Raw genomic sequence first — 22,450 nt, 5'->3', positions numbered from 1 at the left:
TTCCTTATAAATCAACAACTTACAAAACAAATTCGAGCGACCCGGTTGCACATTGCACGACCGGGCATTTTGCAGGATTGCAATTTGCACGACCGTTTATCGCCAACAGTGCGGGCCTTAAGCGCACCGGCGCTCAAACAGCATCGACACTGCGCGACTCCAGCGGCAGATAAACGCGGAACAACGACCCCTGCCCCGGGTGGCTCTCGACCTCAATGGTGCCCTGGTGCGAGGCGACAATCTGTTCGGTGATGTACAGGCCCAAGCCCAAGCCCTGGGTGACCTCATTGGAGGACACCCGCTCGAACTGCTGAAAAATCCGCGCCAGGTCCGGCACGGAAATGCCGATGCCGTGGTCTTGTACTTCAATGCAGGCGCCTTCCGGGGTGGCTCGCACGCGCAGGTCGACCGGTTTTTTCGCGCCGTAGCGCAACGCGTTGGTCAGCAGGTTGACCACCACTTGCTCGATGCGGAATTCGTCCCACAGGCCAGTCACCGGCTCGGCGGCGCTAAGGGTCACTTCGCAACCGGCGGCGGCGATTTGTGCGCTGTAGTTTTCCAGCACTCGCCCCACCAGGGCAGCCAGGTCAAAGCGGGTCGGACGGATCGACAGCTTGCCGGTGCGAATGCGCGACACATCGAGCATGTCTTCGATCAGCCGCACCAGGCTGTTGATCTGACGCTCATCGCGCTCGGTCATGGCCTTGAGCTTGTCCGGGGTGAAGGCGCTGGTGTCGCCCTTGTTCAGGCGCAGTTTGCGCAGCTGGGTTTCCAGCACCAAGCCATTGAGCGGCGTGCGCAGCTCGTGGGAAACGATGGACATGAAGTCGTCGCGCATGCGCACCGCGTGTTGCAGATCGTTCTGCGCGGCGCGTAGTTCGCTGAGCAGAATTTCCTGCTCCTTGCGACTTTTCTCCAGGGCAATCACTTGCTCGTTGATGGCCTGGCGCTGGCGGAACAGCTCGACGAACACCGTCACCTTGCTCTGCACTGCCTGGATATCCAGGGGCTTTTGCAGGAAGTCGACGGCGCCGCTTTCGTAGCCGGTGAAGGCGTAGTTCATCTCACGCCCGGCGGCACTGACGAAGACGATGGGGATGTGTTTGGTCTTCTCGGTACCACGCATCAGCTCGGCCAGCTCGAAGCCGTTCATGTCCGGCATCTGCACGTCGAGAATGGCCAGGGCAAATTCGTGCTGCAACAGCAGCCCCAGGGCTTCTTCCCCGGAGGTGGCCTGGAATACCTGGCGACGCTCACCACGGATCAAAGCGTCGAGGGCCAGCAGGTTCTCCGGCAGGTCATCGACGATCAGCAGTTTGGCTTCGATGGTGCTTAACATGGGCTTTTATTCAACTCCGCGAGCAGCGCGTGGATGCCAGGTATCGGCAGCACGAAATCGGCTGGGTGCAACGCCAGCGCGGCTTGGGGCATGGTGGGAACCTGGGCGTCGGCCGGGTCCTGAACCACGGTCAAACCACCACAGCGTTTTATCGTTGCCAATCCTTGTGCGCCGTCCTCATTGGCGCCCGTGAGCAAGATGCCCATCAGTCCTGCGCCGTACACATCGGCGGCGGATTCAAACAGCACGTCGATCGACGGCCTGGAAAAATGCAACGGCTCTTCCCGGCTGAGGGAAAAGCTGCGGTCGTCCTCAATCAGCAGGTGGTAACCAGCGCCGGCGAAGTACAGGGTTCCGCCTTGCAGGCTCTCCTTGTCGTCCGCTTCTTTCACCCGAATGCCCAGGCGCTGCTGGAACACTTCGGCCAAGTGGCTGCGGCGGTCATCGGGCAGATGCAGCACGCTGATGATCGGCAGCCGGTAGTCGGCGCCCAAGCCATTGAAAATCGCCAGCAAGGCTTGCACGCCGCCGGCCGAGGCGCCCACCACCACGGCTTCCAGCGCCGAGGCGCGGGTCAGCAACAAGTCGTCGAGGGCGCTGGTGTTCATGCTTTGCGAAAGATCCGTTCGTGTTTGACCAAAGGCTCGAAACGCTTGGCATAGCTGGAGAAGTCTAGGCTCTCCTTGCTGCCCAGGCCGAGAAAACCACGGTGGCATAACGACTCGTGGAACAGGCCGAACGCGCGGTCCTGCAGGGTCTTGTTGAAGTAGATAAGCACGTTGCGGCACGACACCAGTTGGGTTTCGGAAAACACGCTGTCGGTGGCCAGGCTGTGGTCGGCGAAGGTCACGTTGTCACGTAGCGACTTGTCGAACAACGCGCCTTCGTAGGCGGCGGTGTAGTAGTCGGAAAACGCGCGCTGGCCGCCGGCCTTCTGGTAGTTCTCGGTGTAGGTGCGGATATTTTCCAGGGAAAAAATCCCGCGTTCCGCCTTTTCCAGCGAGCGCGGGTTGATGTCCGTGGCGTAGATGATCGAACGCTCCAGCAGGCCTTCTTCCTTGAGCAGGATGGCCAGCGAATACACTTCTTCGCCGGTGCTGCAGCCAGCCACCCAAACCTTCACCGACGGGTAGGTTTTCAGCAGCGGCACCACTTGCTGGCGCAGCGCCAGGTAGTAGCTGGGGTCGCGGAACATCTCGCTGACCGGGATCGTCAGGTACTGCAACAGCTGCATGAACGCACTCGGCTCGTGCAGGATGCGCTCCTGCAAGGCCGTAATGGTGGCGCAGTTGAACTGCTGCAACGCGTGGCGCACGCGGCGCTTGAACGAGGCGCCGCTGTAGTCACGGAAGTCGTAGTTGTACTTGAGGTAGATGGCCTCGATCAGCAGGCGCAGCTCGATCTCGATATTGCGATCAGGCGACATCAGATACGTTCCAGTTTGGGCAGCCAGACGCGGATCAGGGAGAACAAGCGATCCAGGTCGATGGGTTTGGCCAGGTAGTCGTTGGCGCCGGCCTGCAGGCAGCGGTCTTGGTCGTCCTTCATCGCCTTGGCGGTCACCGCAATGACCGGCAGCTTGCGCCAGCGCGGGTTCTTGCGGATTTCCGCGGTGGCTTCGTAGCCGTCCATTTCCGGCATCATCACGTCCATCAGCACCAGGTCGATGTCTTCAACCTCTTCCAGCTTAGTCAGTGCTTCGCGACCGTTACGCGCCACCTCGACGACCGCGCCTTTGTGCTCCAGGGCGCTGGTGAGGGCGAAGATGTTGCGCACGTCGTCGTCGACCACAAGAATGCGCCGGCCCTCGAACACCTTGTCGCGGTTACGCGCGGTCTTCAGCATGTTCTGGCGCTCGCTGGACAGGGTCGATTCGACCTTGTGCAGGAACAGGGTGACTTCATCGAGCAAGCGTTCTGGCGAGCGCGCCCCTTTGATGATGATCGAGCGCGAGTACTTCATCAGCTCGATTTCTTCGTCGCGGGTGAGGTTGCGCCCGGTGTAGACGATCACCGGCGGGAACGAGCAGATGTCTTCCTCGGACATGCGCTTGAGCAACTCATTGCCACGCATGTCCGGCAGCTTGAGGTCAATGATCATGCAGTCGAACACCGTGGTGCGCAGCAGGTCCAGGGCCTGACCGGCGAGCTCGACGGCGGTGATCTCGATGTCGTCATCACCGATCAGGCGCGCGATGCTGTCGCGCTGCAAGGCGTCGTCTTCCACCAGCAGCACCCGTTTGACCTGCTGCGCCAGCTTGGCTTCCAGCTTGGCGAACACGCCTTTGAGGTGCTCGCGGGTGGTGGGCTTCACCGCGTAGCCGATGGCGCCCAGTTGCAGCGCTGCTTCCATGCGGTCTTCGACGGAAATCACGTGCACCGGAATATGCCGGGTGCGCGGATTGTCTTTGAGGCGTTGCAGGGCGGCCAGGCCGGATATATCCGGCAGGCGCATGTCGAGCAGAATGGCGTCGGGCAGGTACTGATCAGCCAGTTGCAGGCCATCGTCAGCACCGTGGGCCACCAGGCAGTTGTACTTCAACTCGTGGGCCAGGTCGTAGAGGATCTGCGCAAAGTTCGGCTCGTCCTCGATCACCAGAATACGGCGGCTGCCTTGCACCAGGTGCTCACGGTCATCGTCGAACTGGGCGATGGCCACCGGCGAGACGGTAGCTGCCGGGGTAGGCGAAAGAGGGGCTGTGGCCGGCATTATCGGAGGCAGCTCGGGCATAGACTCCAATATGAAGCCTTCTTCATAGGCTTGCGGTAGCACCAGGGTGAAGGTACTGCCCTGGCCCGGTGCGCTGACGACGCCGATGGAGCCACCCAGCAGGGTAGCCAGGTCGCGGGAAATCGATAGGCCCAGGCCGGTGCCGCCATAGCGGCGGTTAGTGGTGCCATCGGCCTGGCGGAAGGCCTCGAAAATATAGCCTTGCTGGTCTTCGCGAATGCCAATGCCGGAGTCCTTCACGGCGAACGCCACACGACCGTCGTCCAGGCGCGAGATGGTCAGGGTGACCTGGCCGACCTCGGTGAACTTGATCGCGTTGGAGAGCAGGTTCTTGAGGATCTGCTCGACCCGCTGCTGGTCGGTGAACAGGGTGCCCGGCACGCTGGGCTGCATGTCGATATCGAAGGCCAATTGCTTGTCCGTCGCCAGCGGCTGGAACACGGTGCGCAGGCTTTCCACCAGACGGGTGACCGGGATGTTCTGCGGACGCATTTCCAGCTTGCCGGCCTCGACTTTGGAGATGTCGAGGATGTCGTTGATCAACAGCAGCAGGTCATTGCCGGCGGAGTAGATCGAGTCGGCGAATTTCACTTGCTCGGCGGTGAGGTTGCCATCCGGGTTGTCACCCAGCAGCTTGGCCAGGATCAGCGAGCTGTTCAGCGGCGTGCGCAGCTCGTGGCTCATGTTGGCGAGGAACTCGGACTTGTACAGGCTGGCGCGCTGCAGCTCCTGGGCACGGTCCTCCAGCTCACGCTGGGCCAGGCTCAGGGCGTTGTTCTTCTCATCCAGCGCGTCGCGCTGGTCTTCCAGACGCTGGGCCTGGTCAGCGAGTTGCTCGTTGGTTTGCTCAAGCTCGGCCTGCTGGCTTTCCAGGTGCGCCTGGGACTCCTTGAGCACCCGCGACTGCTCTTCCAGCTCTTCGTTGGCGGTGCGCAGTTCTTCCTGCTGCACCTGCAGCTCCTCGTTGAGCTGCTGGGTTTCGGCCAACACATCCTGCAAGCGTTTGCGGTAATGGGCCGCATCGATGGAGGTGCCGATATTGGCGGCGATCAACTCTAGGAACTCGATATCGAGGTCCTCGACCGGGCGCAGGAAGGCCAGTTCCAACACACCGTTGACGCTGTTTTCGTTGCTGATCGGCATCACCACGATGTTCAACTGCGAGGTGCTGCCCAGGCCCGAGGCCACGCTGAGGTAGGCGTGGGGCAGGTTGTCCAGGCGAATCAGGCGGCGCTCCTGCACAGCCTGGCCGACCATGGTGTCGTTACCGGTAAAACGCTGCTCGGTGTTTGCCTGCTCAGCGGGCAGCCCGAAGCTGGCCACGCGCTCGATGTTGCCGAGCGGCTCGCGCACATAAAACGCCGCGACGCTGACCCCCAGGTAGCCAGCCAGCTGGCTGAGCACAGCCTCGCCCAGCTGCGGCAGGGTTTTCTGCCCCAGCACCTGCTCGGCGAGCAGACTCTGACCGTTGCGCAACCAGGACTTCTGCTCGATGACGGCCGCGCTGCGTTGCTGATCTTCCAGCGACTTGGCATAACTGTTGGACAAGCCCAGCAGTTCGCGGCGGCCCATAAAGGCCAGAATGCCGCTGACGATCAGGCTGAACACCAGGTACAGGGCAATGGTCAGAATGACCGTGCTGTTGGCGTCGCTGTTGCGCTGAAAGCGCAGTTGCTGCTCGGTGGCGATAACTTCGTCGAAACCTTTGCGGATTTCGTCAGTCAGTTCTTTGCCACGGCCGCTGGAAACAATCTGCTGGAAGTCGTTGCCCGCGCGCCGGCTTTCGATGATGGCGTCGGCGAATTTGCTCCACTGCTGTTGCAGGGCTTCCATACGGCGAAAGCGGTCGACCTGGATCGGGTTGTCTTTCACCAGCTCCTGCAACGCCTGCAGCTCGGACATGATCCGCGGGCGGGCAACATCGAAGGGCGCGAGGAAGTTCTCGTCACCGGTAATCAGAAAACCGCGCATGCCGGTTTCCTGGTCTACGGTGAGGCGATAGGCCTCGTTGGTATTGCCGATCACCCGGTCGGTGTGTTCCACCCACTGCAGTACGTTGAGCAGGTAATAGACCAGGCCGATAAAGAAGATCGCGCTGATAACCCCGACGCCCAACGGCAAGGCCACGTTGCGGCTGAGGATGCGACGAAAGCTTTTCTCGTCGATGGCAGTGGCATTGCTCATATGCTGTCCCTGCGTAAAAAGTCTGGATTCTGCCGTAAAGCCCTGGAAATGTGCATGCTTATTCCTACAAGCTGGAAAAGATTCAGCCGCCGGTCATAGCCCGTGTGGCATGGCCACAGGTACTCTGCCTGGGGCCTGCAGGCCAGTGAACAAATGCCAGGCCAGAGAGTTGGTCAGCGACTTTGCCAAGCAGTTGCAGTTTTATTTTTCAGCGCTTTTTTTGCCCCTTAGCCGAGACCGTTTCATGCCCGACAGCCCAAGCCAGAACGCCCACAAAACCATCCTCCTGGTCGAGGACGACGAGGTGGTGCGCATGCTCACCGTGGAGGTGTTGGAAGAGCTGGACTACCAGGTGTTGCAAGCCGACAACGGCATTGATGCGCTGGCCATCATCACCAGCGACCAGCACCTGGATCTGCTGATGAGCGATATCGGCCTGCCCGGCATGAGTGGCCCGCAATTGATGGCCGCCGCCCACCAGCTGCGCCCGCAGTTACCCGTGCTGTTCGCCAGCGGCTATGCCGCCCAGGACTACCAGACCAGCGCCAGCAGCGCCAAAGTCGCGACCATCACCAAGCCGTTCAGCCTCGACCTGCTGCGCACGACCGTCGCCGATATGCTGGCTTGAGCGTCGTCCGAAGCGGCTCTTTTCGGCCTTCCACGCGGAGCCCTTCGGGCTCCCTGTTGGGCTTCGCTGCGCTCAACCCCACCTACCGCAGCTTGTTCATCCGGTTAAGCACCACCAACAGTGCTGCCGTCTGTGCATCCGGCGTGCCGTCGAAGCGGTGCGGGCGGTAGTGCATCTGGAACGCCGCCAGCACATGGCGGGTGGCAACATCCAGCTCACCGTTCTGCGGCGTGGCGTAGCCCAGGCTGACCAGTTGCTGCTGGTACCAGCTGATCGGCGGCAGGCTTTGGTCGAACGCGGTCTGTGCCTCGGCCACTGCTTTGGCTTCCGGCCACAGGCCAAAACCAGCCTTGGCAAGGCGCTCCCAGGGGAATAACGGACCGGGGTCGAGTTTGCGCAGCGGGGCGATATCGCTGTGGCCGATCACATGGCGCGGTTCGATGTGGTTGCGCGCAGTGATGTCCTTGAGCAACGAGATCAACGCCTCGATCTGCACGTCGCTGAACGGGTACCACACCCGCCCTTGCGGCGTTTCGTCGTAGCCGGCATTGACCAGCTCGATGCCGATGGAGCTGGAGTTCAGCCAGGTGCGCCCTTCCCACTCGCTTTCGCCTGCATGCCAGGCGCGTTTGTGCTCGTCCACCAACTGGTAAACGGTGGCCGGACCGGCGTCGATCAGGTAGTGGCTGCTGACCTCACCCTGGGTCAGCAACTGCAGGGAGCGCTGAAGGTTGGTGGAGGTGTAATGCAGGATCACGTACTGCACCCGCTCATCCTGGTTTTGCGAAGGATGGCTGGTGTCGATGCGCAGGCCGCCAGTGCAGCCCACGAGCGTGGTGAGGAGGACAACTAAAAGCAGGTTCTTCATCGGAAATCGCGAGTGGGCTCGGGTTAAAACAGGGGTGGCTAGTTGCCACTTCAGCGGCGCCCTAGGTATAACGGACGGTAGTTTAGTGCTTTAAGACCGGTACTGCAGGGCCGATATGGCGTGTGTCAGTTTCCCGGCGAAAAAAGCGCCAGACAAGCGGCGTTATGGAAAAAAAACGCCCGCCTATATTTAGCTGCATGCCCGCTTCGGGCGCTCTGCCACGCCGCCAAGCACTGACAAGGAAATCATGCATGCGCCGCTCTCTATTGTGGTTCAAACACGACTTGCGTCTGGATGACCACCCCGCTTTGCACGCTGCCGCCAGCGCCGATCGCATGCTGCCGGTGTATGTCCTCGACCCCAAACTGTTGCAGCAAGGCCCGCTTGGTTCCCGTCAGCTCGGCGTGCATCGCGCGCGCTTCCTGCTGGAAAGCCTGCTGGCCCTGGACGGCGCGCTGCGGGCCCGTGGCTCCCATCTGCTGGTGGTGCAGGGGCAGCCAGAACATATCCTGCCACTGCTGGCCGAGCGCCTTGAGATCAGCGAAGTCGTCACCCACGAGGAGATCGCGCCTCAGGCCCAGGGCGAAATCACCCGCCTGCGCGCCAAGCTCGGTGACGTGGCGCTGCGCGAAGTCGCCGGCCACGGCCTGCTGCAAGCCATCGAGCTGCCCTGCGCGGTGGAACAACTGCCAGCGGTGTACCGCGACTTCTGCGCAGTGATGGAAGAACGCCTGGTGGTGTTCCAGCCGCTGAGCGCGCCGGAGCGCCTGCCAGCCATTCCGGAAGCGGCGGTGGAACTGCTGATGCCGCCGCCGACCCTGTCGCACCTTGGCCTGGGCGAACCGATTCATATCGCCGACAGCGCGTTCCCGTTTTCCGGCGGCGAAGTCGCCGCCCAGGCGCGCCTGCGCGACTACCTGTGGGAAAGCCAGGGCGTACGCCAATACGCCACGGCGCGCGACAGCCTGATCGGTACCGAATTCTCTTCGAAGCTCTCGCCCTGGCTGGCCAACGGGTGCCTATCGGTACGCCGGGTGGTGGCCGAACTGCGCCGCCATGAAGCGCAGTACGGGCGCAACGAATCAACCCAGGAACTGTGGCGCGCGGTGCTGTGGCGCGAGTTCTTCCGCTGGACCCTGGTGCGTCGCGGCGAAGCACTGTTCCAGGCCGGCGGCCTGAAAGCCACGCAACAGGCGCCGACGGCGGTGGATGAACGTTTCCTGCAATGGACCCAAGGCCGCACCGGCATGCCGCTGGTGGATGCCTGCATGCGCGAATTGGCGGCCACCGGGTTTGTCAGCAAGCGCGGGCGACAGGTGGTGGCCAGTTACCTGGTCAACGAATTGCGCCAGGACTGGCGCCATGGCGCGGCCTGGTTCGAAGAGCATTTGCTCGATTACGAAGCGGCGAGCAACTGGGGCAACTGGGCCTACCTCACCGGCATCGCCTGCGACCCAGTGCGCAGCCAGACCCTCAACCCACTGCTGCAAGCCCGCCGCTTTGACCCCGAAGCGACCTACGTCAGCCTGTGGTTGAGCGAGCTGCGCGCCTTGCCAGCCAACATGCGCCACACACCGTTTGTGCTCTCGCACCTGCAGCTCAATGCGCTGAACTACCCGCGTTTGGAGCATGTGCCGGAGAGTTGGCAGCCCTATCTGCCGGGCGCCGCAGCGTAAGGCAAAAATCTATCGAGGCTGAAGCCTCGATGCTTTTTTAAACCGCCACCGGCGCCGAGATATGCGGATGCGCCTGGTAGTTCTGCAGTTCGAAGTCTTCGAACTTGAAGGCAAACAGGTCCTTCACTTCCGGGTTCAACTTCATAGTCGGCAGCGGCAGCGGCTCGCGGGTCAGTTGCAGGTCGGCCTGTTCCAGGTGGTTGGCGTACAGGTGGCAGTCGCCGCCCGTCCAGATGAACTCGCCTGGTTGCAGGTTGCACACCTGGGCCACCATCAAGGTCAGCAGCGCGTAGCTGGCGATGTTGAAGGGCACCCCCAGGAAAATGTCGGCCGAGCGCTGGTACAGCTGGCAGCTGAGCTTGCCGTCGGCAACGTAGAACTGGAACAGCGCGTGGCACGGCGGCAGGGCCATCTGATCGACCAGCGCCGGGTTCCAGGCCGACACCATCAGGCGGCGCGAGTCCGGGTTCTTCTTGATCATGTCGATCAGCTTGCTGATCTGGTCCACCGACTCACCGTTGGGCGCCGGCCAGTTGCGCCACTGGTAGCCGTACACCGGGCCGAGGTCGCCGTTTTCGTCGGCCCATTCGTCCCAGATGCGCACGCCGTGGTCTTTCAGGTACTTGATGTTGGTGTCGCCCTGCAGAAACCACAGCAGCTCGTGAACGATCGATTTCAGGTGGCACTTCTTGGTGGTCACCAGGGGGAAACCGTCGGCCAGGTTGAAGCGCATCTGGTGCGCGAACAGGCTGTAGGTGCCAGTGCCAGTGCGGTCGGCCTTGAAGGTGCCGGTCTCGCGCACCAGGCGCATCATGTCCAGGTACTGTTTCATTGCACGACTCCATTGGCAGCGGCCGGGGCGCGGCGGTAGGCGATGACGATCAGGGCGATGCCGCCGATGATCATCGGCACACAGAGCACCTGGCCCATGGTCAGCCAATCCCAGGCGAGGTAGCCCAGCTGTTTGTCCGGTACGCGGACGAACTCGACGATAAACCGGAAGATCCCGTAGAACAGCGCGAACATGCCGGACACCGCCATGGTCGGCCGCGGCTTGCGCGAGTACAGCCAGAGAATCAGGAACAGCGCCACGCCTTCCAGAGCGAACTGGTAGAGCTGCGACGGATGGCGGGCCAGCTGCTTGTCATCGGTGGGGAAGATCATTGCCCAAGGCACGTCGGTGGCCTTGCCCCACAGCTCGGCGTTGATGAAGTTGCCGATGCGCCCGGCGCCCAGCCCGATCGGCACCAGCGGGGCGATGAAGTCCATCAGCTCGAAGAAGGTCTTGCCGTTGCGCCGGCCGAACCAGAGCATGGCCAGCATCACGCCGATGAAACCACCGTGGAAGGACATGCCACCCTTCCACACTTCGAGAATCAGCAGCGGGTTGGCGATGTAGGCCGGCAGGTCGTAGAACAGCACGTAGCCCAGGCGCCCACCGAGAATCACCCCCATCGAGGCCCAGAACACCAGGTCTGAGAGTTTTTCCTGGGTCCAGGCGGCGTCGAAGCGCGCCAGCCGGCGCGAGGCCAGCCACCAGGCGCCGCCGATGCCGACCAGGTACATCAGGCCGTACCAGTGGATCTTCAGCGGACCGATGGCCACGGCCACCGGGTCGATATTCGGGTAAGCCAGCATGTGGACTCCTTAAATCAAGAAACTCAAACCCACGCTGACCAGCAGCAGGGCGAACAGACGCTTGAGCAACAACGGCGACAACCGGTGTGCCAGGCGCACGCCGAAACGGGCAAAAAACATACTGGTCAGGGCGATGCCCACCAGTGCCGGCAGGTAGACGAAACCCAGGCTCCACTCGGGCAGCCGCGGGTCATGCCAACCCAACAGAATAAAACTCAAGGTACTGGCCACGGCAATCGGAAAGCCGCAGGCCGACGAGGTGGCCACTGCCTGCTGCATGGGAACGCTGCGCCAGCTGAGGAACGGCACGGTCATCGACCCGCCACCCACACCAAACAAGGCCGAAGCCCAACCAATCAACGCCCCCGCCGAGCCCAGTCCGAGCTTGCCTGGGACACCACGGCTGGCTTTGGGTTTCAGGGCAAAGGCCATTTGAATGGCGACGGCGATGGCAAACACACCGATGATTTTCTGCAGGTACTCGCCGTGAATCGACTTCGCCGTCAGCGCCCCGAGGGCGGAACCGAGGACGATGCCCAGGGCCATCCAGGTGACGATCGGCCAGTTCACTGCGCCCTTGCGGTGGTGCTCACGCACGGCATTGATCGAGGTAAAGATGATGGTCGCCAAGGAGGTGCCCACCGCCATCTGGGTGAGCACCGCCGGGTCGAAACCCTGTGCGCTGAAGCTGAATACCAGCACCGGCACGATGATGATGCCGCCGCCCACACCGAACAGCCCGGCCAGTACACCGGCCCCGGCACCCAGGAGCAAATAGAGCAGGAATTCCATCGGTACCCCCGAAAACAATGCGGCATGGTAACGGAAGCGTCCGCCCCCCTCCAGAGATGGCGATGGATGTCGCCCACGGTTACAGTTAGCGAGGCTCCCGGCACGGGAGTACCTGTACGCAGTCGACCATTGCGCCAGAACGCACAAGGAATGGGTTATGTGTCTGATCGTATTCGCCTGGCGCCCTGGCCATGCGCAACCGCTGGTATTAGCCGCCAACCGTGATGAGTTCTATGACCGCCCCTCACTGCCATTGGGGCCTTGGGAAGATGCGCCGCAAGTGCTCGCTGGGCGCGATCTGGAAGCCGGCGGCAGCTGGCTGGGCCTGGGCGGCGGCGGCCGCTTTGCCGCCCTGACCAATATCCGCGACCCGCGCCAGCCGCCGTTTGGGCGCTCCCGCGGCGAACTGGTGGCCGAGTTTCTGCGCGGTGAACTGTCCCCCGCCGCCTACCTTGATGACCTGATGCAACGCGCCGGCAACTACGCCGGCTTCAATTTGCTGCTGGGCGATAACGACGGCTTGTGGTTCTTCAATTCCCGCGAAGGCCAGGTACGGTTGCTGGAGCCCGGCATCTACGGCCTGTCCAACGCCACCCTGGATACGCCCTGGCCGAAGTTGGACAAAGCCAAGGAGGCACTGGCCGAGGTGCTGGCCGAGCCTGATCCGGAATCCCTGTTCGCCATCCTCACCGACCCGCAACGCCCGCCCGACAACAGCCTGCCGGACACCGGCATTGGCCTGGCCAGCGAGCAATTGCTGTCGAGCGTGTTCATTGCCAGTCGCACCTACGGCACACGGGCGTGCAGCGCGCTGATCACGCAGGGCGACGGCAGACGGTTGCTGGTGGAGCGCAGCTTCGGGCCTTATGGCGGGCATCTTGGCGAAGTGCGGATAGAAGACTGAAGATCAACAACATCGAGGCTTCAGCCTCGATGTTGTTGAAGCAGCACGCCATCCAGGGCAAACAACGGCGCCGGCTGCTCGGGATCATCAGCATCCGCCACCAGCAGCAAACGCCCATCCGCCTGAAACGCCAGCCCCTCTACCTTCACCAGCGGCGCCAACGGCCGCTGCCATGCCACGGCATAGTCGGCGCTGAAGCAGCCGAGCACGCTGCCCAGGCATTGCCCGTCGAGGTAGCTGGAATCCGTTGCTTCAGCCGCCGCGCTGAAAAACAGCTGGCCGTTCGGGCCTGTGCATAAGTCGGTCAGACTCAGCGGCACGCCCTGCACCTCACCCAGGCTCACCGGCAGGCTATGACGTAACCCAACGGCGCTGAGCTGGCCTGCCGCGATATCGGCCAAGGCCTGCGCCAGCTCGAGAAACACCAAGGCGTTTTCGCCGCCAGCACCGTTACCACGCTGAGCCAGGATCAGGTGCCCGCCGTGGATAACCGCACCTTCGATATTCAACTCCTGGAACTGCTGCGCCAGCGCTTCGTACAGTGGCGCCAGGTCGATGACCTGCACACTGCCTTCACGCACGCAGCAGCCGCGCTGGCGTTGCGCCTTGGAGCCAGAGCCCAGCGCCAGCAAGGCGCCGTCGGGCAAGGCCAGCAGGGCTTCGAAGTCGGGTTTACGTTTTTTGCGTTTTTTCTCGTCGCTGGGTAGCGAGCCGGGCAGGAGCACTATCTGGCTTTGCCACACGCCAGCCAGGTCGTAGGCATGCAAGGCCAAGGCATCGTCGGCCACCACCCACAGCGTCGGCCCTTGCAGGACCAAACCGCTGGCGGCGGACAGACGCAGGTGGGCGAGTACCGAGAGGTCGAGCGTGCCGCCGGCCATCAGCGGCAGCGTCTCAGGACTGAATAGTGGCGGCGGGATTGAGCACGCGGCTCAAGCCCAGGTTACGCAGCGCCAGGTGCAGGGTGCTGTGGATAACCTGTGGATTATCGATGGTCATGATCTGCGCGAGCAGCTCTTTGGCCTTGCTCAGGCTGATCTGGCGCAGCAGCCATTTCACCTTGGGCAGGTTGGTGGCGTTCATCGACAGGCCGTCGAAACCCATGGCCATCAGCAGCACCGCAGCCGACGGGTCACCGGCCATTTCGCCGCAGATGCTCACCGGTTTGCCTTCGGCGTGGGCGCCGTCGACCACCAGCTTCAGCGCGTGCAGCACGGCGGGGTGGAGGAAATCGTAGAGGTCGGCGACCCGCGGGTTGTTGCGGTCGACGGCCAGCAGGTATTGGGTCAGGTCGTTGGAGCCGACCGAGAGGAAGTCCACCTGACGCGCCAGTTCGCGCACCTGATACACCGCCGCCGGCACCTCGATCATCACGCCCACCGGTGGCAACGGCACGTCGGTGCCTTCGTCGCGCACTTCGCCCCAGGCCCTGTGGATAAGATGCAGCGCTTCTTCCAGTTCGGCGACGCCGGAGATCATCGGCAGCAGGATGCGCAGGTTGTCGAGGCCCTCACTGGCCTTGAGCATGGCGCGGGTCTGCACCAGGAAGATTTCCGGGTGGTCGAGGGTGACGCGAATGCCGCGCCAGCCGAGGAACGGGTTGTCTTCCTTGATCGGGAAGTACGACAGCGCCTTGTCGCCGCCGATATCCAGGCTGCGCATGGTCACCGGCAGCGGGTGGAAGGCGGCCAACTGCTCGCGGTAGATAGCCAGCTGTTCCTTCTCGCTGGGGAAGCGCTCTTTCATGATGAACGGCACTTCGGTGCGGTACAGGCCGACGCCCTCGGCACCGCGCTCTTGAGCGCGCACCACATCGGCCAGCAGGCCGGTGTTGACCCACAGCGGCATGCGGTGGCCATCGAGGGTTTCGCAGGGCAGCTCGCGCAGGGCAGCGAGGCCCTGGGTCAGTTGGCGTTCTTCTTCCACCACTTCAACGTATTGCTTGCGCAGCACGTCGCTGGGGTTGGTGAACACTTCACCGTGGTAACCGTCGACGATCAGTTGAATGCCGTCGATTTTCGAATAGGGCAGGTCAACCGCACCCATCACCGTGGGAATACCCATGGCGCGGGCGAAGATCGCCACGTGCGAGTTGCCCGAACCGAGTACCGAGACCAAGCCCACCAGCTTGCCTTCCGGCACTTCGCCGAGCATCGCCGGGGTCAGCTCTTCACTGACCAGAATGGTGTTGTCCGGGTACACCAGGTTTTGCTGGCGGGCCTGCTGCAGGTAGCTGAGCAGGCGGCGGCCGAGGTCTTTGACGTCGGAGGCGCGCTCACGCAGGTAGGCGTCGTCCATCAGACCGAAGCGGTTGACGTGCTCGCCCACCACCTGGCGCAGGGCGCCTTGGGCCCATTGACCAGTCTTGATCACGGTGGTGACTTCACCGCCGAGGGCCGCATCGTCGAGCATCATCAGGTAGACGTCGAACAGCGCGCGCTCTTCCGGGCGCAGTTGGGTGGCGAGCTTGGCGGATAGCGCGCGCATGTCGGCACGCACTCGCTCCAGCGCCTGGTTGAACAACAGCAGCTCGGCGGCGATATCGGTAACGGTTTTGTCCGGCACCACTTCCAGGTCGGCGGGCGGCAGTACCACCACTGCGGTACCGACGGCAGCGCCGGGGGATCCGGCAACACCGGTGAATTTGGCTTCTTGAATGCCCTTGCCCTGACGGCCAAGGCCACGGATCGAGCCGGTGGCCTCAGCGTGGGCGATTACCCCGGCGAGCTGCGCGCTCATGGTCACCAGGAAGGCTTCTTCGCCTTCGTCGAACTGGCGCCGCTCCTTTTGTTGGATGACCAGAACGCCCATCACCCGACGGTGGTGAATGATCGGCGCGCCAAGGAAGGAGGCGTAACGCTCTTCCCCGGTTTCAGCAAAGTAGCGGTAGCGCGGGTGGTCGGCGGCGTTTTCCAGGTTCAGCGGTTCTTCGCGGGTACCGACCAAACCCACCAGACCCTCGCTGGGGGACATGCTGACCTTGCCGATGGAGCGCTTGTTCAAGCCCTCGGTGGCCATCAGCACAAACCGGTTGGTTTCCGGGTCGAGCAGGTAAACCGAGCAGACCTGGCTGCCCATGGCGTCTTTTACCCGCTGCACAATGATCGTCAACGCCGACTTGAGGTCTTTGGCGCTGTTCACTTCCTGGACGATCTTGCGCAGCGTGTTGAGCATGGCTCGAGTTCAACTCCCTCGTAGGATCCCGCAAATTTTTTGAGTGTTTCAGTCGCGCGCTAACAACCGCGGGGCCAGTTCCTTCAATGCGCGGCGGTAAACCTCACGCTTGAATGTCACGACTTGCCCCAGCGGGTACCAGTAACTCACCCACTTCCAGCCATCGAACTCAGGTTTGTTGGTCAAATCCATGCGCACGCGCTCTTCAGCGGACTTCAGGCGCAGCAGGAACCACTTCTGTTTCTGCCCGATGCACAGCGGTTGGCTGTGGGTACGGACCAGGCGCTGCGGCAGACGATACCGCAACCAGCCACGGGTACAGGCAAGAATCTGCACATCTTCTTGCTCCAGGCCCACTTCTTCATTCAATTCGCGGTACAGCGCCTCTTCCGGCGACTCATGATCGTTAATGCCGCCCTGGGGAAACTGCCAGGCATCCTGATTAATGCGGCGTGCCCACAGCACTTGCCCGGCATCATTGGTCAGAATGATGCCGACATTAGGGCGAAAACCATCAGAATCGATCACGGTACAACCTCGCAAACGCATGTTTCGGCATTCTTTCACAAAGGTCGTGATGCCAGCAACGCGACGACCCACCTTATGGGCAGGTGCGCGTAAAGCCCGTATTCTGTGGGCCTTTTTAATTTCCACCCTTTACCTGTAAAGCGAGATTACCCATGCGCCTGGCTCTGTTCGACCTCGATAACACCCTTCTGGCTGGCGACAGCGATCATGCCTGGGGCGATTACCTGTGCGAACGCGGCATCCTTGACGGCGTGGCGTACAAAACCCGCAACGATGCCTTCTATCAGGACTACCTGGCCGGCAAGCTGAACATCACCGACTACCTGAATTTCAGCCTGGAGATCCTCGGCCGTACCGAAATGGCCCAGCTGGACCAATGGCACCGCGAGTTCATGCGCGATTGTGTCGAGCCGATCATCACGCCCAAAGCGCTAGCCCTGCTGGACCAACACCGCGCAGCCGGCGACAAGCTGCTGATCATCACCGCCACTAACCGCTTCGTAACCGGACCGATTGCCGCTCGTCTGGGCGTGGATACCTTGCTGGCGACTGAATGCGAAATGGTCGACGGCCGTTACACCGGGCGTACTACCGATGTGCCGTGCTTTAAAGAAGGGAAGGTGACGCGGTTGAATCGCTGGCTGGCTGAAACGGGCCTGAGCCTGGACGACAGCTACTTCTATAGCGACTCGATGAACGACCTGCCGCTGCTGGAAAAGGTCGCGAACCCGTTTGCCGTGGACCCGGACCCGACGCTGCGGGCCGAGGCTGAGCGGCGTGGTTGGCCGGTGATCAGTCTGCGCGACTAACCTGCCCCCCATTTCGTAGGAGCGGCTTCAGCCGCGATGCGCTTGATCTTAAAAAGCATCGCGGCTGAAGCCGCTCCTACAGGGTCAAGTGTTAGATCAAGCCGGCTTCGCGCCCATCAACCCCATGATGGCCACCAGCAGCACCAGAATCAGCACGCCGTACACCAGGGCAAAGCGCTGCAACCGCTGTGGCGCCGCGACCGGCCCCAGCGCTTCCCAAGCGGCCAGACGGCCCGACAACAGCAAGCCCACCACGAACAGCACAATGAACAGCCCGGTGCTCAGCAGCAGCCACAGCTGGCTCAGTGGCCAGCCGGCGATGTGCACCAGGTAGAAGCCACTGACCGGCAAGGTCGCCGCCAGCACGGCGAACGCCGGCAGGCTCATAAGGCGGGTGCGTCGTACTTTGCGTTGCAATACCGCCAGGTCGCCGCCTTTCTGCGCTTTCCAGAGCATGAAGATATGGCCGATCACGCCCAGTGGCAGCAGCACAGCGACGGCGCTGTGGATGATCTTGAACAGCAGGTAGTGTTCCATTCTTGCGTCCCTGTCAGGCGGTGTGCGCCTACCACCCGCGGTGGCGGCGCATCTGTTCGTTAATTAACCCAGAAACAGTTTGTAGGCCGGGTTGTTGCTTTCGTCCCAGTAGGGATAGCCGATTTCTTCCAGTGCGGCCGGCACCAGATGACGCTCATCTTCCGGCACTTGCAGCGCCGCGAGAACGCGACCGTCCGCCGCACCATGGTTGCGGTAATGGAACATGGTGATGTTCCAGCGCCCACCCAGCTTGGTCAGGAAGTTGAACAGCGCGCCCGGACGCTCGGGGAATTCGAAGCGGAATACGCTTTCATCCGGCACCGCCGCTGCATGGCCACCAACGGCGTGGCGAATGTGCAGCTTGGCCAGTTCGTTGTCGGTCAGATCGAGCACCGGGAAACCCTGGGCACGCAGGCCGTCGACCAGCGCCGCGCGGGGGTCGGTCTCCGGGTGGGTCTGCACGCCAACGAAAATGTGCGCTTCTTTGTCGGTGTGGTAGCGGTAGTTGAACTCGGTGATCTGCCGCTTGCCGATGGCTTCGCAGAAGGCTTTGAAGCTGCCCGGTTTCTCCGGAATGGTCACGGCGATGATGGCTTCGCGGCCCTCGCCCAGTTCGGCGCGCTCAGCGACATGGCGCAGGCGGTCAAAGTTGACGTTGGCGCCGGAGTCGATGCCCACTAGCACCTGGCCGGTGACGCCTTCACGCTCCACGTACTTCTTGATGCCTGCTACCGCCAGGGCGCCGGCCGGCTCGGTGATCGAGCGGGTGTCATCGTAGATGTCCTTGATCGCCGCACAGATTTCATCGGTGCTGACGGTGATCACTTCGTCGACGTAGTCGCGGCAGATCTCGAAGTTGAGCTTGCCGATCTGCGCCACGGCCACGCCATCGGCGAACAGCCCGACCTGGCCGAGCACCACGCGCTCGCCCGCCGCCATGGCGGCTTGCAGGCAGTTGGAGTCATCCGGCTCGACGCCGATGATCTTGATTTCCGGTCGCAGGTATTTGACGAACGAAGCGATGCCGGCGATCAGCCCGCCGCCACCCACCGGCACGAAGATGGCGTCGATGGCGCCGGGCTGCTGACGAAGGATTTCCATCGCCACGGTGCCTTGGCCGGCAATCACGTACTCATCGTCGTAGGGGTGGATATAGACGTAGCCCTTCTCTTCCACCAGCTTCAGCGAATGCGCCAGTGCCTCGGGGAACGAGTCGCCGTGCAGCACCGCTTTGCCGCCACGGCTGCGCACGCCCTGCACTTTCAGCTCAGGGGTGGTACGCGGCATGACGATGGTGGCTTTCACCCCCAGGTGCTTGGCGGCCAGGGCCAGGCCCTGGGCATGGTTGCCGGCCGAAGCGGTGACTACGCCACGGGCGAGTTCTTCCGGGGTCAGTTGCGCCAGCTTGTTGTAAGCGCCACGAATCTTGAACGAGTACACCGGCTGCAGATCTTCGCGTTTCAGCAAAATCTGGTTACCCGTGCGCTCGGACAGCTGGCGGGCGGGCTGCAACGGGGTTTCCACCGCGACGTCGTAAACGCGCGAGGTGAGGGTCTTCTTCACGTACTGTTCAAGCATGGCGGCATTCTTGGTTGTTCGGCGGGTCGGCCAGTCTACTCCAGCGCTCAGCCGCGCGGCCACCCGCTGCGGTTTTTGTGGGAGGGGCTTTAGCCGCGAGTTTTTAAGATCAAATGCATCGCGGCTAAAGCCCCTCCCACAGAAGCCTGAAGCTATAATCCGCGTCTCCCCGTTTACCTCAGGCGCAGAACCCGCGATGACTCAGGATCAACTCAAACAGGCCGTGGCTCAGGCGGCCGTCGACTTCATCCTTCCCAAGCTGAATGACAAGAGCATCGTCGGCGTCGGCACGGGCTCCACCGCCAACTGCTTTATCGACGCCCTGGCCCAGCACAAGGGCGCCTTCGACGGCGCCGTGGCCAGCTCCGAAGCCACCGCCGCGCGCCTGAAGGGCCATGGTATTCCGGTGTACGAGCTGAACAGCGTCAGCGACCTGGAGTTCTACATCGACGGCGCCGACGAAAGCGACGAGCACCTGAACCTGATCAAAGGCGGTGGCGCCGCCCTGACCCGCGAGAAGATCGTCGCCGCCGTAGCGCAGACCTTCATCTGCATCGCTGACGGCAGCAAGCTGGTGCCGGTGCTGGGCAACTTCCCGTTGCCGGTGGAAGTCATCCCCATGGCCCGCAGCCACGTGGCCCGCGAGCTGGTGAAACTGGGCGGCGACCCGGTGTACCGCGAGGGCGTGATCACCGACAACGGCAACATCATTCTCGACGTGATGAACATGCAGATCACCAACCCGGCGGAGCTGGAAACCCAGATCAACGCCATCGTCGGTGTGGTCACCAATGGGTTGTTTGCCGCGCGTGGGGCGGACCTGTTGTTGCTGGGGACCAGCGAAGGGGTGAAAACCCTGAAGCGTGCTTAAATCGCCGTTTGCAGGAAACCGCGGCTGAAGCCGCTCCTACAGAGAACGCGCTTTTGTGTAGGAGCGGCTTCAGCCGCGATGCTTTTCAGTCCTCTTTCTTGAAGACATAAAACAAATTCGGCTCGCTGACGATATACAGATTGCCGTGGTTATCACTGGCGATCCCTTCCGCCTGCGGCACGGTTTTGTTCAGTCCATGCTGGCCACGCAGCAGTGACAGGGTGCTGATCGGCTTGCCGTTCACATCCAGCTCGATCACCAGCCGCGACTCATCCGACAGCGCCAGCAGATGCCCGGTGGGCACATCGAAATCCAGGCTCGACAGGTCACGCACAAACAACCCGGCATCACGCTGGGGGTCGTCGACCACGTGCACGGCGAACGGGCGATCAACGTTGGTGTGGGGGAAACCATGCACCTCATAGATGCGCACCGGGTCGCGCTCTTTGGCCACGAACAGACGTTTGTCCTGCGGATCGTAAGCCAGCCCTTCAAAGCCTTTGTTGCCGTTCAGGCCAATGCCCAGTGACAGCTGCTCGGCGTTGTCGGCGCGGATGGTGGTCGAGCTGTCGTCCAGCCACACCTTGATCAACCGCTGCTGGCGCTCGTCGGTAATCACATACAGGCCGGGGCTGATGTATTCGATGGCCTCCGGATCACCAAAGCCCAGCAGCGGAATACGCCGCAGCACTTTGCCCTCCAGCGTCATCTCGATGATCTGCGGGTTCTGGTTGGTGACGGTGAACAGGCTGTTGCGGTCCGGGTCGTAGGTGAGCGCCGAGACATCATCGTTGAGGCCCTCGATAGGCATGGCCTCGACGCTCACCCGATAGGCCGGCAACCACAGCGAGCGTGCCTGCCAGTCGGCACCATGGCGCCATTCTTGCACTTGGAACCAGGCCCGTTCGAATAGGCGAAACTCCTGCGCAGCGACAGCCGCCAGGAGCAATGCGCCGAGCACTACGACTCCCAGCAGGTACTTCAAGGTCAGCAGACGACGCATGGGGGCGTTCTCATTAAATAAGGGCGGGCCGAAAAAGGGCGCTAGAAATAGCACAGCCTTGCTGAATTGAAACTTAACGGTGCATGCCGGTGGCACTCGCCGCCGCCGGCGTTACAAGAAGAAGCAGTTAAGGGCCAAAAATGGGTTTGTCATTACTTCCCGAAGACCGTGCTCGAACCACCCTTCACACCATTGCGCTGGCCATCAGCCAACTGAGCGTAACCGGCATTCCTCACCAGCGCCTGTTGCACGACAGCGGCCTGACCAGCGCCGATCTGGAAACCCCGGAAAAGCTCATCAGCCCGGCGCAAGAGCTGCGTGTATTCGCCAATGCCATCCATTGCACCCGTGACCCGGCCCTGGGCCTGTCGCTGGGCTTGCGCATGCATGTCTCGGCCTACGGCATTCTCGGCTACAGCATGCTCGCCAGTCGCACCCTGCGCGACGCGCTGAACCTGGCCTTGGCGCAGCCCACCCTGCTGGGCACCTATTTCAAATTGCACCTGGAAGAAGACGGTGACGAAGCTCGCCTGGTGGCGCGCGGTTACCGCTATGCGCCGGAGCTGATGGTGTTCAACACCGAGCTGTGCCTGACCTCGTTGCTCACGGTGATCCGCGACCTGCTCGGCGAAGCCGTGCGGCCGCGGCGGGTGCAGTTTTCCTATCGCCCGCCCCTGCACGCGCACAGCTATACCCGCCTGTTCGGTTGCCCGGTGGAGTTCGGTGAGTCGGTCAGCACCCTGTGTTTCAGCGCCGCCCTGCTCGACCGCGAACTGCCGTTGGCCGACCCGGTGAGCTGTCATCACGGCATTCAGCAGTGTCTGAAACTGGCCGCACAACTGGACAGCGGTCAGGACGTACTTGAGCAGATCCGCCAGCACCTGAGCAGCCACATGCCCGATGCCACCAGCCTGGAACGGGTAGCCAGCCACTTGCACCGCAGCGCCCGCACCCTGCGCCGCCATCTGACGCGGATGAACACCAGCTACCAGCGCCTGCTCGATGAGGTGCGCTACGACAAGGCACGGCAACTGCTGATGCAGACCGACCTGCCCATCTACCTGATTGCCGAGCAATTGGGCTACAGCGAAACCGCCAGCTTCCGCCACGCCTTTCTGCGCTGGAGCGGGCAAACGCCGAGTGTCTACCGGCGCTGAACAACGGACCAACCAGACCTACAGGGACGCCCCC

At 62.3% G+C, this 22,450-nt stretch carries 20 protein-coding genes; 6 read left to right on the top strand and 14 right to left on the bottom strand.

Annotated elements, in window-relative coordinates; all coding sequences use genetic code 11:
* Window positions 1-133: 133 nt before the first annotated feature.
* From C8K61_RS24280 to C8K61_RS24265, 4 genes are read right to left on the bottom strand one after another with little or no spacing between them, the layout of a single operon-like run.
* Window positions 134-1,339: a hybrid sensor histidine kinase/response regulator gene (locus C8K61_RS24280; protein WP_108099052.1), complete on the bottom strand. Its 1,206-nt coding sequence runs from the start codon at window positions 1,337-1,339 to the stop codon at window positions 134-136.
* The gene (locus C8K61_RS24275; protein WP_108099050.1) at window positions 1,333-1,947 is read right to left on the bottom strand and encodes a chemotaxis protein CheB; all 615 of its coding nucleotides are present in this window, start codon (window positions 1,945-1,947) and stop codon (window positions 1,333-1,335) included. Before C8K61_RS24275 ends, C8K61_RS24280 begins: the two co-directional genes overlap by 7 nt.
* Entirely contained in the window at window positions 1,944-2,765 is an 822-nt protein-coding gene (locus C8K61_RS24270) for a protein-glutamate O-methyltransferase CheR (RefSeq protein WP_108099048.1), read from the bottom strand. Before C8K61_RS24270 ends, C8K61_RS24275 begins: the two co-directional genes overlap by 4 nt.
* Entirely contained in the window at window positions 2,765-6,253 is a 3,489-nt protein-coding gene (locus C8K61_RS24265; RefSeq protein ID WP_108099046.1) for a response regulator, read from the bottom strand. The genes C8K61_RS24270 and C8K61_RS24265 overlap by 1 nt, the downstream gene beginning before the upstream one ends.
* A gap of 244 nt (window positions 6,254-6,497) precedes the next feature.
* Between C8K61_RS24265 and C8K61_RS24260 the strand changes: the two genes are divergently transcribed.
* A complete protein-coding gene (locus tag C8K61_RS24260; protein WP_108099137.1) occupies window positions 6,498-6,881 on the top strand; it encodes a response regulator in 384 nt (127 codons plus the stop codon).
* A gap of 82 nt (window positions 6,882-6,963) precedes the next feature.
* On the opposite strand, the gene C8K61_RS24255 is transcribed toward C8K61_RS24260, so the two are convergent.
* The gene (locus C8K61_RS24255; RefSeq protein ID WP_108099044.1) at window positions 6,964-7,749 is read right to left on the bottom strand and encodes an N-acetylmuramoyl-L-alanine amidase; all 786 of its coding nucleotides are present in this window, start codon (window positions 7,747-7,749) and stop codon (window positions 6,964-6,966) included.
* 251 nt (window positions 7,750-8,000) lie between these two features.
* Here C8K61_RS24255 and C8K61_RS24250 point away from each other — a divergent pair, with 251 nt between their 5' ends.
* Window positions 8,001-9,425: a DASH family cryptochrome gene (locus tag C8K61_RS24250; protein ID WP_108099042.1), complete on the top strand. Its 1,425-nt coding sequence runs from the start codon at window positions 8,001-8,003 to the stop codon at window positions 9,423-9,425.
* Between the two features lie 37 nt (window positions 9,426-9,462).
* Here the strand turns inward: C8K61_RS24250 and C8K61_RS24245 are convergent, their stop codons facing one another.
* The 3 genes from C8K61_RS24245 to C8K61_RS24235 are packed head-to-tail and all read right to left on the bottom strand — an operon-like array spanning window position 9,463 to window position 11,855.
* Window positions 9,463-10,257 carry a thymidylate synthase gene (locus C8K61_RS24245; protein ID WP_108099040.1) on the bottom strand — a complete coding sequence of 265 codons (795 nt, stop codon included), beginning with the start codon at window positions 10,255-10,257 and terminating at the stop codon, window positions 9,463-9,465.
* Window positions 10,254-11,063 carry a prolipoprotein diacylglyceryl transferase gene (lgt, locus tag C8K61_RS24240; protein WP_108099037.1) on the bottom strand — a complete coding sequence of 270 codons (810 nt, stop codon included), beginning with the start codon at window positions 11,061-11,063 and terminating at the stop codon, window positions 10,254-10,256. Before lgt ends, C8K61_RS24245 begins: the two co-directional genes overlap by 4 nt.
* 9 nt (window positions 11,064-11,072) lie before the next feature.
* Window positions 11,073-11,855 carry a sulfite exporter TauE/SafE family protein gene (locus tag C8K61_RS24235; protein ID WP_108099035.1) on the bottom strand — a complete coding sequence of 261 codons (783 nt, stop codon included), beginning with the start codon at window positions 11,853-11,855 and terminating at the stop codon, window positions 11,073-11,075.
* A 157-nt stretch (window positions 11,856-12,012) separates the two neighbouring features.
* On the opposite strand from C8K61_RS24235, the gene C8K61_RS24230 reads away from it, so the two are divergent.
* Window positions 12,013-12,759 (top strand): NRDE family protein, encoded by a 747-nt coding sequence (locus C8K61_RS24230; protein WP_108099033.1) that lies wholly within the window; start codon window positions 12,013-12,015, stop codon window positions 12,757-12,759.
* 20 nt (window positions 12,760-12,779) lie between these two features.
* On the opposite strand, the gene C8K61_RS24225 is transcribed toward C8K61_RS24230, so the two are convergent.
* The 3 genes from C8K61_RS24225 to C8K61_RS24215 are packed head-to-tail and all read right to left on the bottom strand — an operon-like array spanning window position 12,780 to window position 16,461.
* Window positions 12,780-13,640, bottom strand: coding sequence for a hypothetical protein (locus C8K61_RS24225; protein WP_108099031.1), 861 nt, complete (start codon window positions 13,638-13,640; stop codon window positions 12,780-12,782).
* Window positions 13,641-13,653: 13 nt separating this feature from the next.
* Window positions 13,654-15,933 (bottom strand): phosphoenolpyruvate--protein phosphotransferase, encoded by a 2,280-nt coding sequence (gene ptsP, locus C8K61_RS24220; RefSeq protein WP_108099029.1) that lies wholly within the window; start codon window positions 15,931-15,933, stop codon window positions 13,654-13,656.
* Window positions 15,934-15,981: 48 nt separating this feature from the next.
* Window positions 15,982-16,461, bottom strand: a complete 480-nt coding sequence (locus C8K61_RS24215) for an RNA pyrophosphohydrolase (RefSeq protein ID WP_108099135.1) — start codon at window positions 16,459-16,461, stop codon at window positions 15,982-15,984.
* 152 nt (window positions 16,462-16,613) lie between these two features.
* Between C8K61_RS24215 and C8K61_RS24210 the strand changes: the two genes are divergently transcribed.
* On the top strand, window positions 16,614-17,270 hold the full coding sequence (locus C8K61_RS24210) for an HAD family phosphatase (protein WP_108099027.1): 657 nt from the start codon (window positions 16,614-16,616) through the stop codon (window positions 17,268-17,270).
* A 96-nt stretch (window positions 17,271-17,366) separates the two neighbouring features.
* Here the strand turns inward: C8K61_RS24210 and C8K61_RS24205 are convergent, their stop codons facing one another.
* Window positions 17,367-17,807, bottom strand: a complete 441-nt coding sequence (locus tag C8K61_RS24205; RefSeq protein WP_108099025.1) for a DUF2269 family protein — start codon at window positions 17,805-17,807, stop codon at window positions 17,367-17,369.
* 63 nt (window positions 17,808-17,870) lie between these two features.
* Window positions 17,871-19,436 (bottom strand): threonine ammonia-lyase, biosynthetic, encoded by a 1,566-nt coding sequence (gene ilvA, locus C8K61_RS24200; RefSeq protein WP_256589545.1) that lies wholly within the window; start codon window positions 19,434-19,436, stop codon window positions 17,871-17,873.
* Between the two features lie 145 nt (window positions 19,437-19,581).
* Between ilvA and rpiA the strand changes: the two genes are divergently transcribed.
* Window positions 19,582-20,256: a ribose-5-phosphate isomerase RpiA gene (gene rpiA, locus C8K61_RS24195; RefSeq protein WP_108099020.1), complete on the top strand. Its 675-nt coding sequence runs from the start codon at window positions 19,582-19,584 to the stop codon at window positions 20,254-20,256.
* Window positions 20,257-20,341: 85 nt separating this feature from the next.
* Here the strand turns inward: rpiA and C8K61_RS24190 are convergent, their stop codons facing one another.
* Window positions 20,342-21,259: an SdiA-regulated domain-containing protein gene (locus C8K61_RS24190; RefSeq protein WP_108099018.1), complete on the bottom strand. Its 918-nt coding sequence runs from the start codon at window positions 21,257-21,259 to the stop codon at window positions 20,342-20,344.
* A 140-nt stretch (window positions 21,260-21,399) separates the two neighbouring features.
* On the opposite strand from C8K61_RS24190, the gene C8K61_RS24185 reads away from it, so the two are divergent.
* The gene (locus C8K61_RS24185) at window positions 21,400-22,416 is read left to right on the top strand and encodes an AraC family transcriptional regulator (RefSeq protein ID WP_108099016.1); all 1,017 of its coding nucleotides are present in this window, start codon (window positions 21,400-21,402) and stop codon (window positions 22,414-22,416) included.
* Window positions 22,417-22,450 lie beyond the last annotated feature (34 nt).

This window comes from Pseudomonas sp. GV071, assembly GCF_003050835.1.
Lineage (GTDB): Bacteria > Pseudomonadota > Gammaproteobacteria > Pseudomonadales > Pseudomonadaceae > Aquipseudomonas.
Note: the sequence above shows the minus strand (reverse complement) of the source record. Positions and strands in the feature narration are given on the sequence as shown.

What these genes read in the sequence shown, in the direction of transcription:
- C8K61_RS24255 (WP_108099044.1), bottom strand. Translation starts at nt 7,749, where the DNA reads ATGAAGAACCTGCTTTTAGTTGTCCTCCTCACCACGCTCGTGGGCTGC.
- C8K61_RS24270 (WP_108099048.1), bottom strand. Translation starts at nt 2,765, where the DNA reads ATGTCGCCTGATCGCAATATCGAGATCGAGCTGCGCCTGCTGATCGAG.
- C8K61_RS24245 (WP_108099040.1), bottom strand. Translation starts at nt 10,257, where the DNA reads ATGAAACAGTACCTGGACATGATGCGCCTGGTGCGCGAGACCGGCACC.
- C8K61_RS24210 (WP_108099027.1), top strand. Translation starts at nt 16,614, where the DNA reads ATGCGCCTGGCTCTGTTCGACCTCGATAACACCCTTCTGGCTGGCGAC.
- C8K61_RS24280 (WP_108099052.1), bottom strand. Translation starts at nt 1,339, where the DNA reads ATGTTAAGCACCATCGAAGCCAAACTGCTGATCGTCGATGACCTGCCG.
- C8K61_RS24265 (WP_108099046.1), bottom strand. Translation starts at nt 6,253, where the DNA reads ATGAGCAATGCCACTGCCATCGACGAGAAAAGCTTTCGTCGCATCCTC.
- C8K61_RS24275 (WP_108099050.1), bottom strand. Translation starts at nt 1,947, where the DNA reads ATGAACACCAGCGCCCTCGACGACTTGTTGCTGACCCGCGCCTCGGCG.
- C8K61_RS24185 (WP_108099016.1), top strand. Translation starts at nt 21,400, where the DNA reads ATGGGTTTGTCATTACTTCCCGAAGACCGTGCTCGAACCACCCTTCAC.
- C8K61_RS24225 (WP_108099031.1), bottom strand. Translation starts at nt 13,640, where the DNA reads ATGGCCGGCGGCACGCTCGACCTCTCGGTACTCGCCCACCTGCGTCTG.
- C8K61_RS24205 (WP_108099025.1), bottom strand. Translation starts at nt 17,807, where the DNA reads ATGGAACACTACCTGCTGTTCAAGATCATCCACAGCGCCGTCGCTGTG.
- C8K61_RS24230 (WP_108099033.1), top strand. Translation starts at nt 12,013, where the DNA reads ATGTGTCTGATCGTATTCGCCTGGCGCCCTGGCCATGCGCAACCGCTG.
- lgt (WP_108099037.1), bottom strand. Translation starts at nt 11,063, where the DNA reads ATGCTGGCTTACCCGAATATCGACCCGGTGGCCGTGGCCATCGGTCCG.
- C8K61_RS24250 (WP_108099042.1), top strand. Translation starts at nt 8,001, where the DNA reads ATGCGCCGCTCTCTATTGTGGTTCAAACACGACTTGCGTCTGGATGAC.
- ptsP (WP_108099029.1), bottom strand. Translation starts at nt 15,933, where the DNA reads ATGCTCAACACGCTGCGCAAGATCGTCCAGGAAGTGAACAGCGCCAAA.
- C8K61_RS24260 (WP_108099137.1), top strand. Translation starts at nt 6,498, where the DNA reads ATGCCCGACAGCCCAAGCCAGAACGCCCACAAAACCATCCTCCTGGTC.
- C8K61_RS24190 (WP_108099018.1), bottom strand. Translation starts at nt 21,259, where the DNA reads ATGCGTCGTCTGCTGACCTTGAAGTACCTGCTGGGAGTCGTAGTGCTC.
- rpiA (WP_108099020.1), top strand. Translation starts at nt 19,582, where the DNA reads ATGACTCAGGATCAACTCAAACAGGCCGTGGCTCAGGCGGCCGTCGAC.
- C8K61_RS24235 (WP_108099035.1), bottom strand. Translation starts at nt 11,855, where the DNA reads ATGGAATTCCTGCTCTATTTGCTCCTGGGTGCCGGGGCCGGTGTACTG.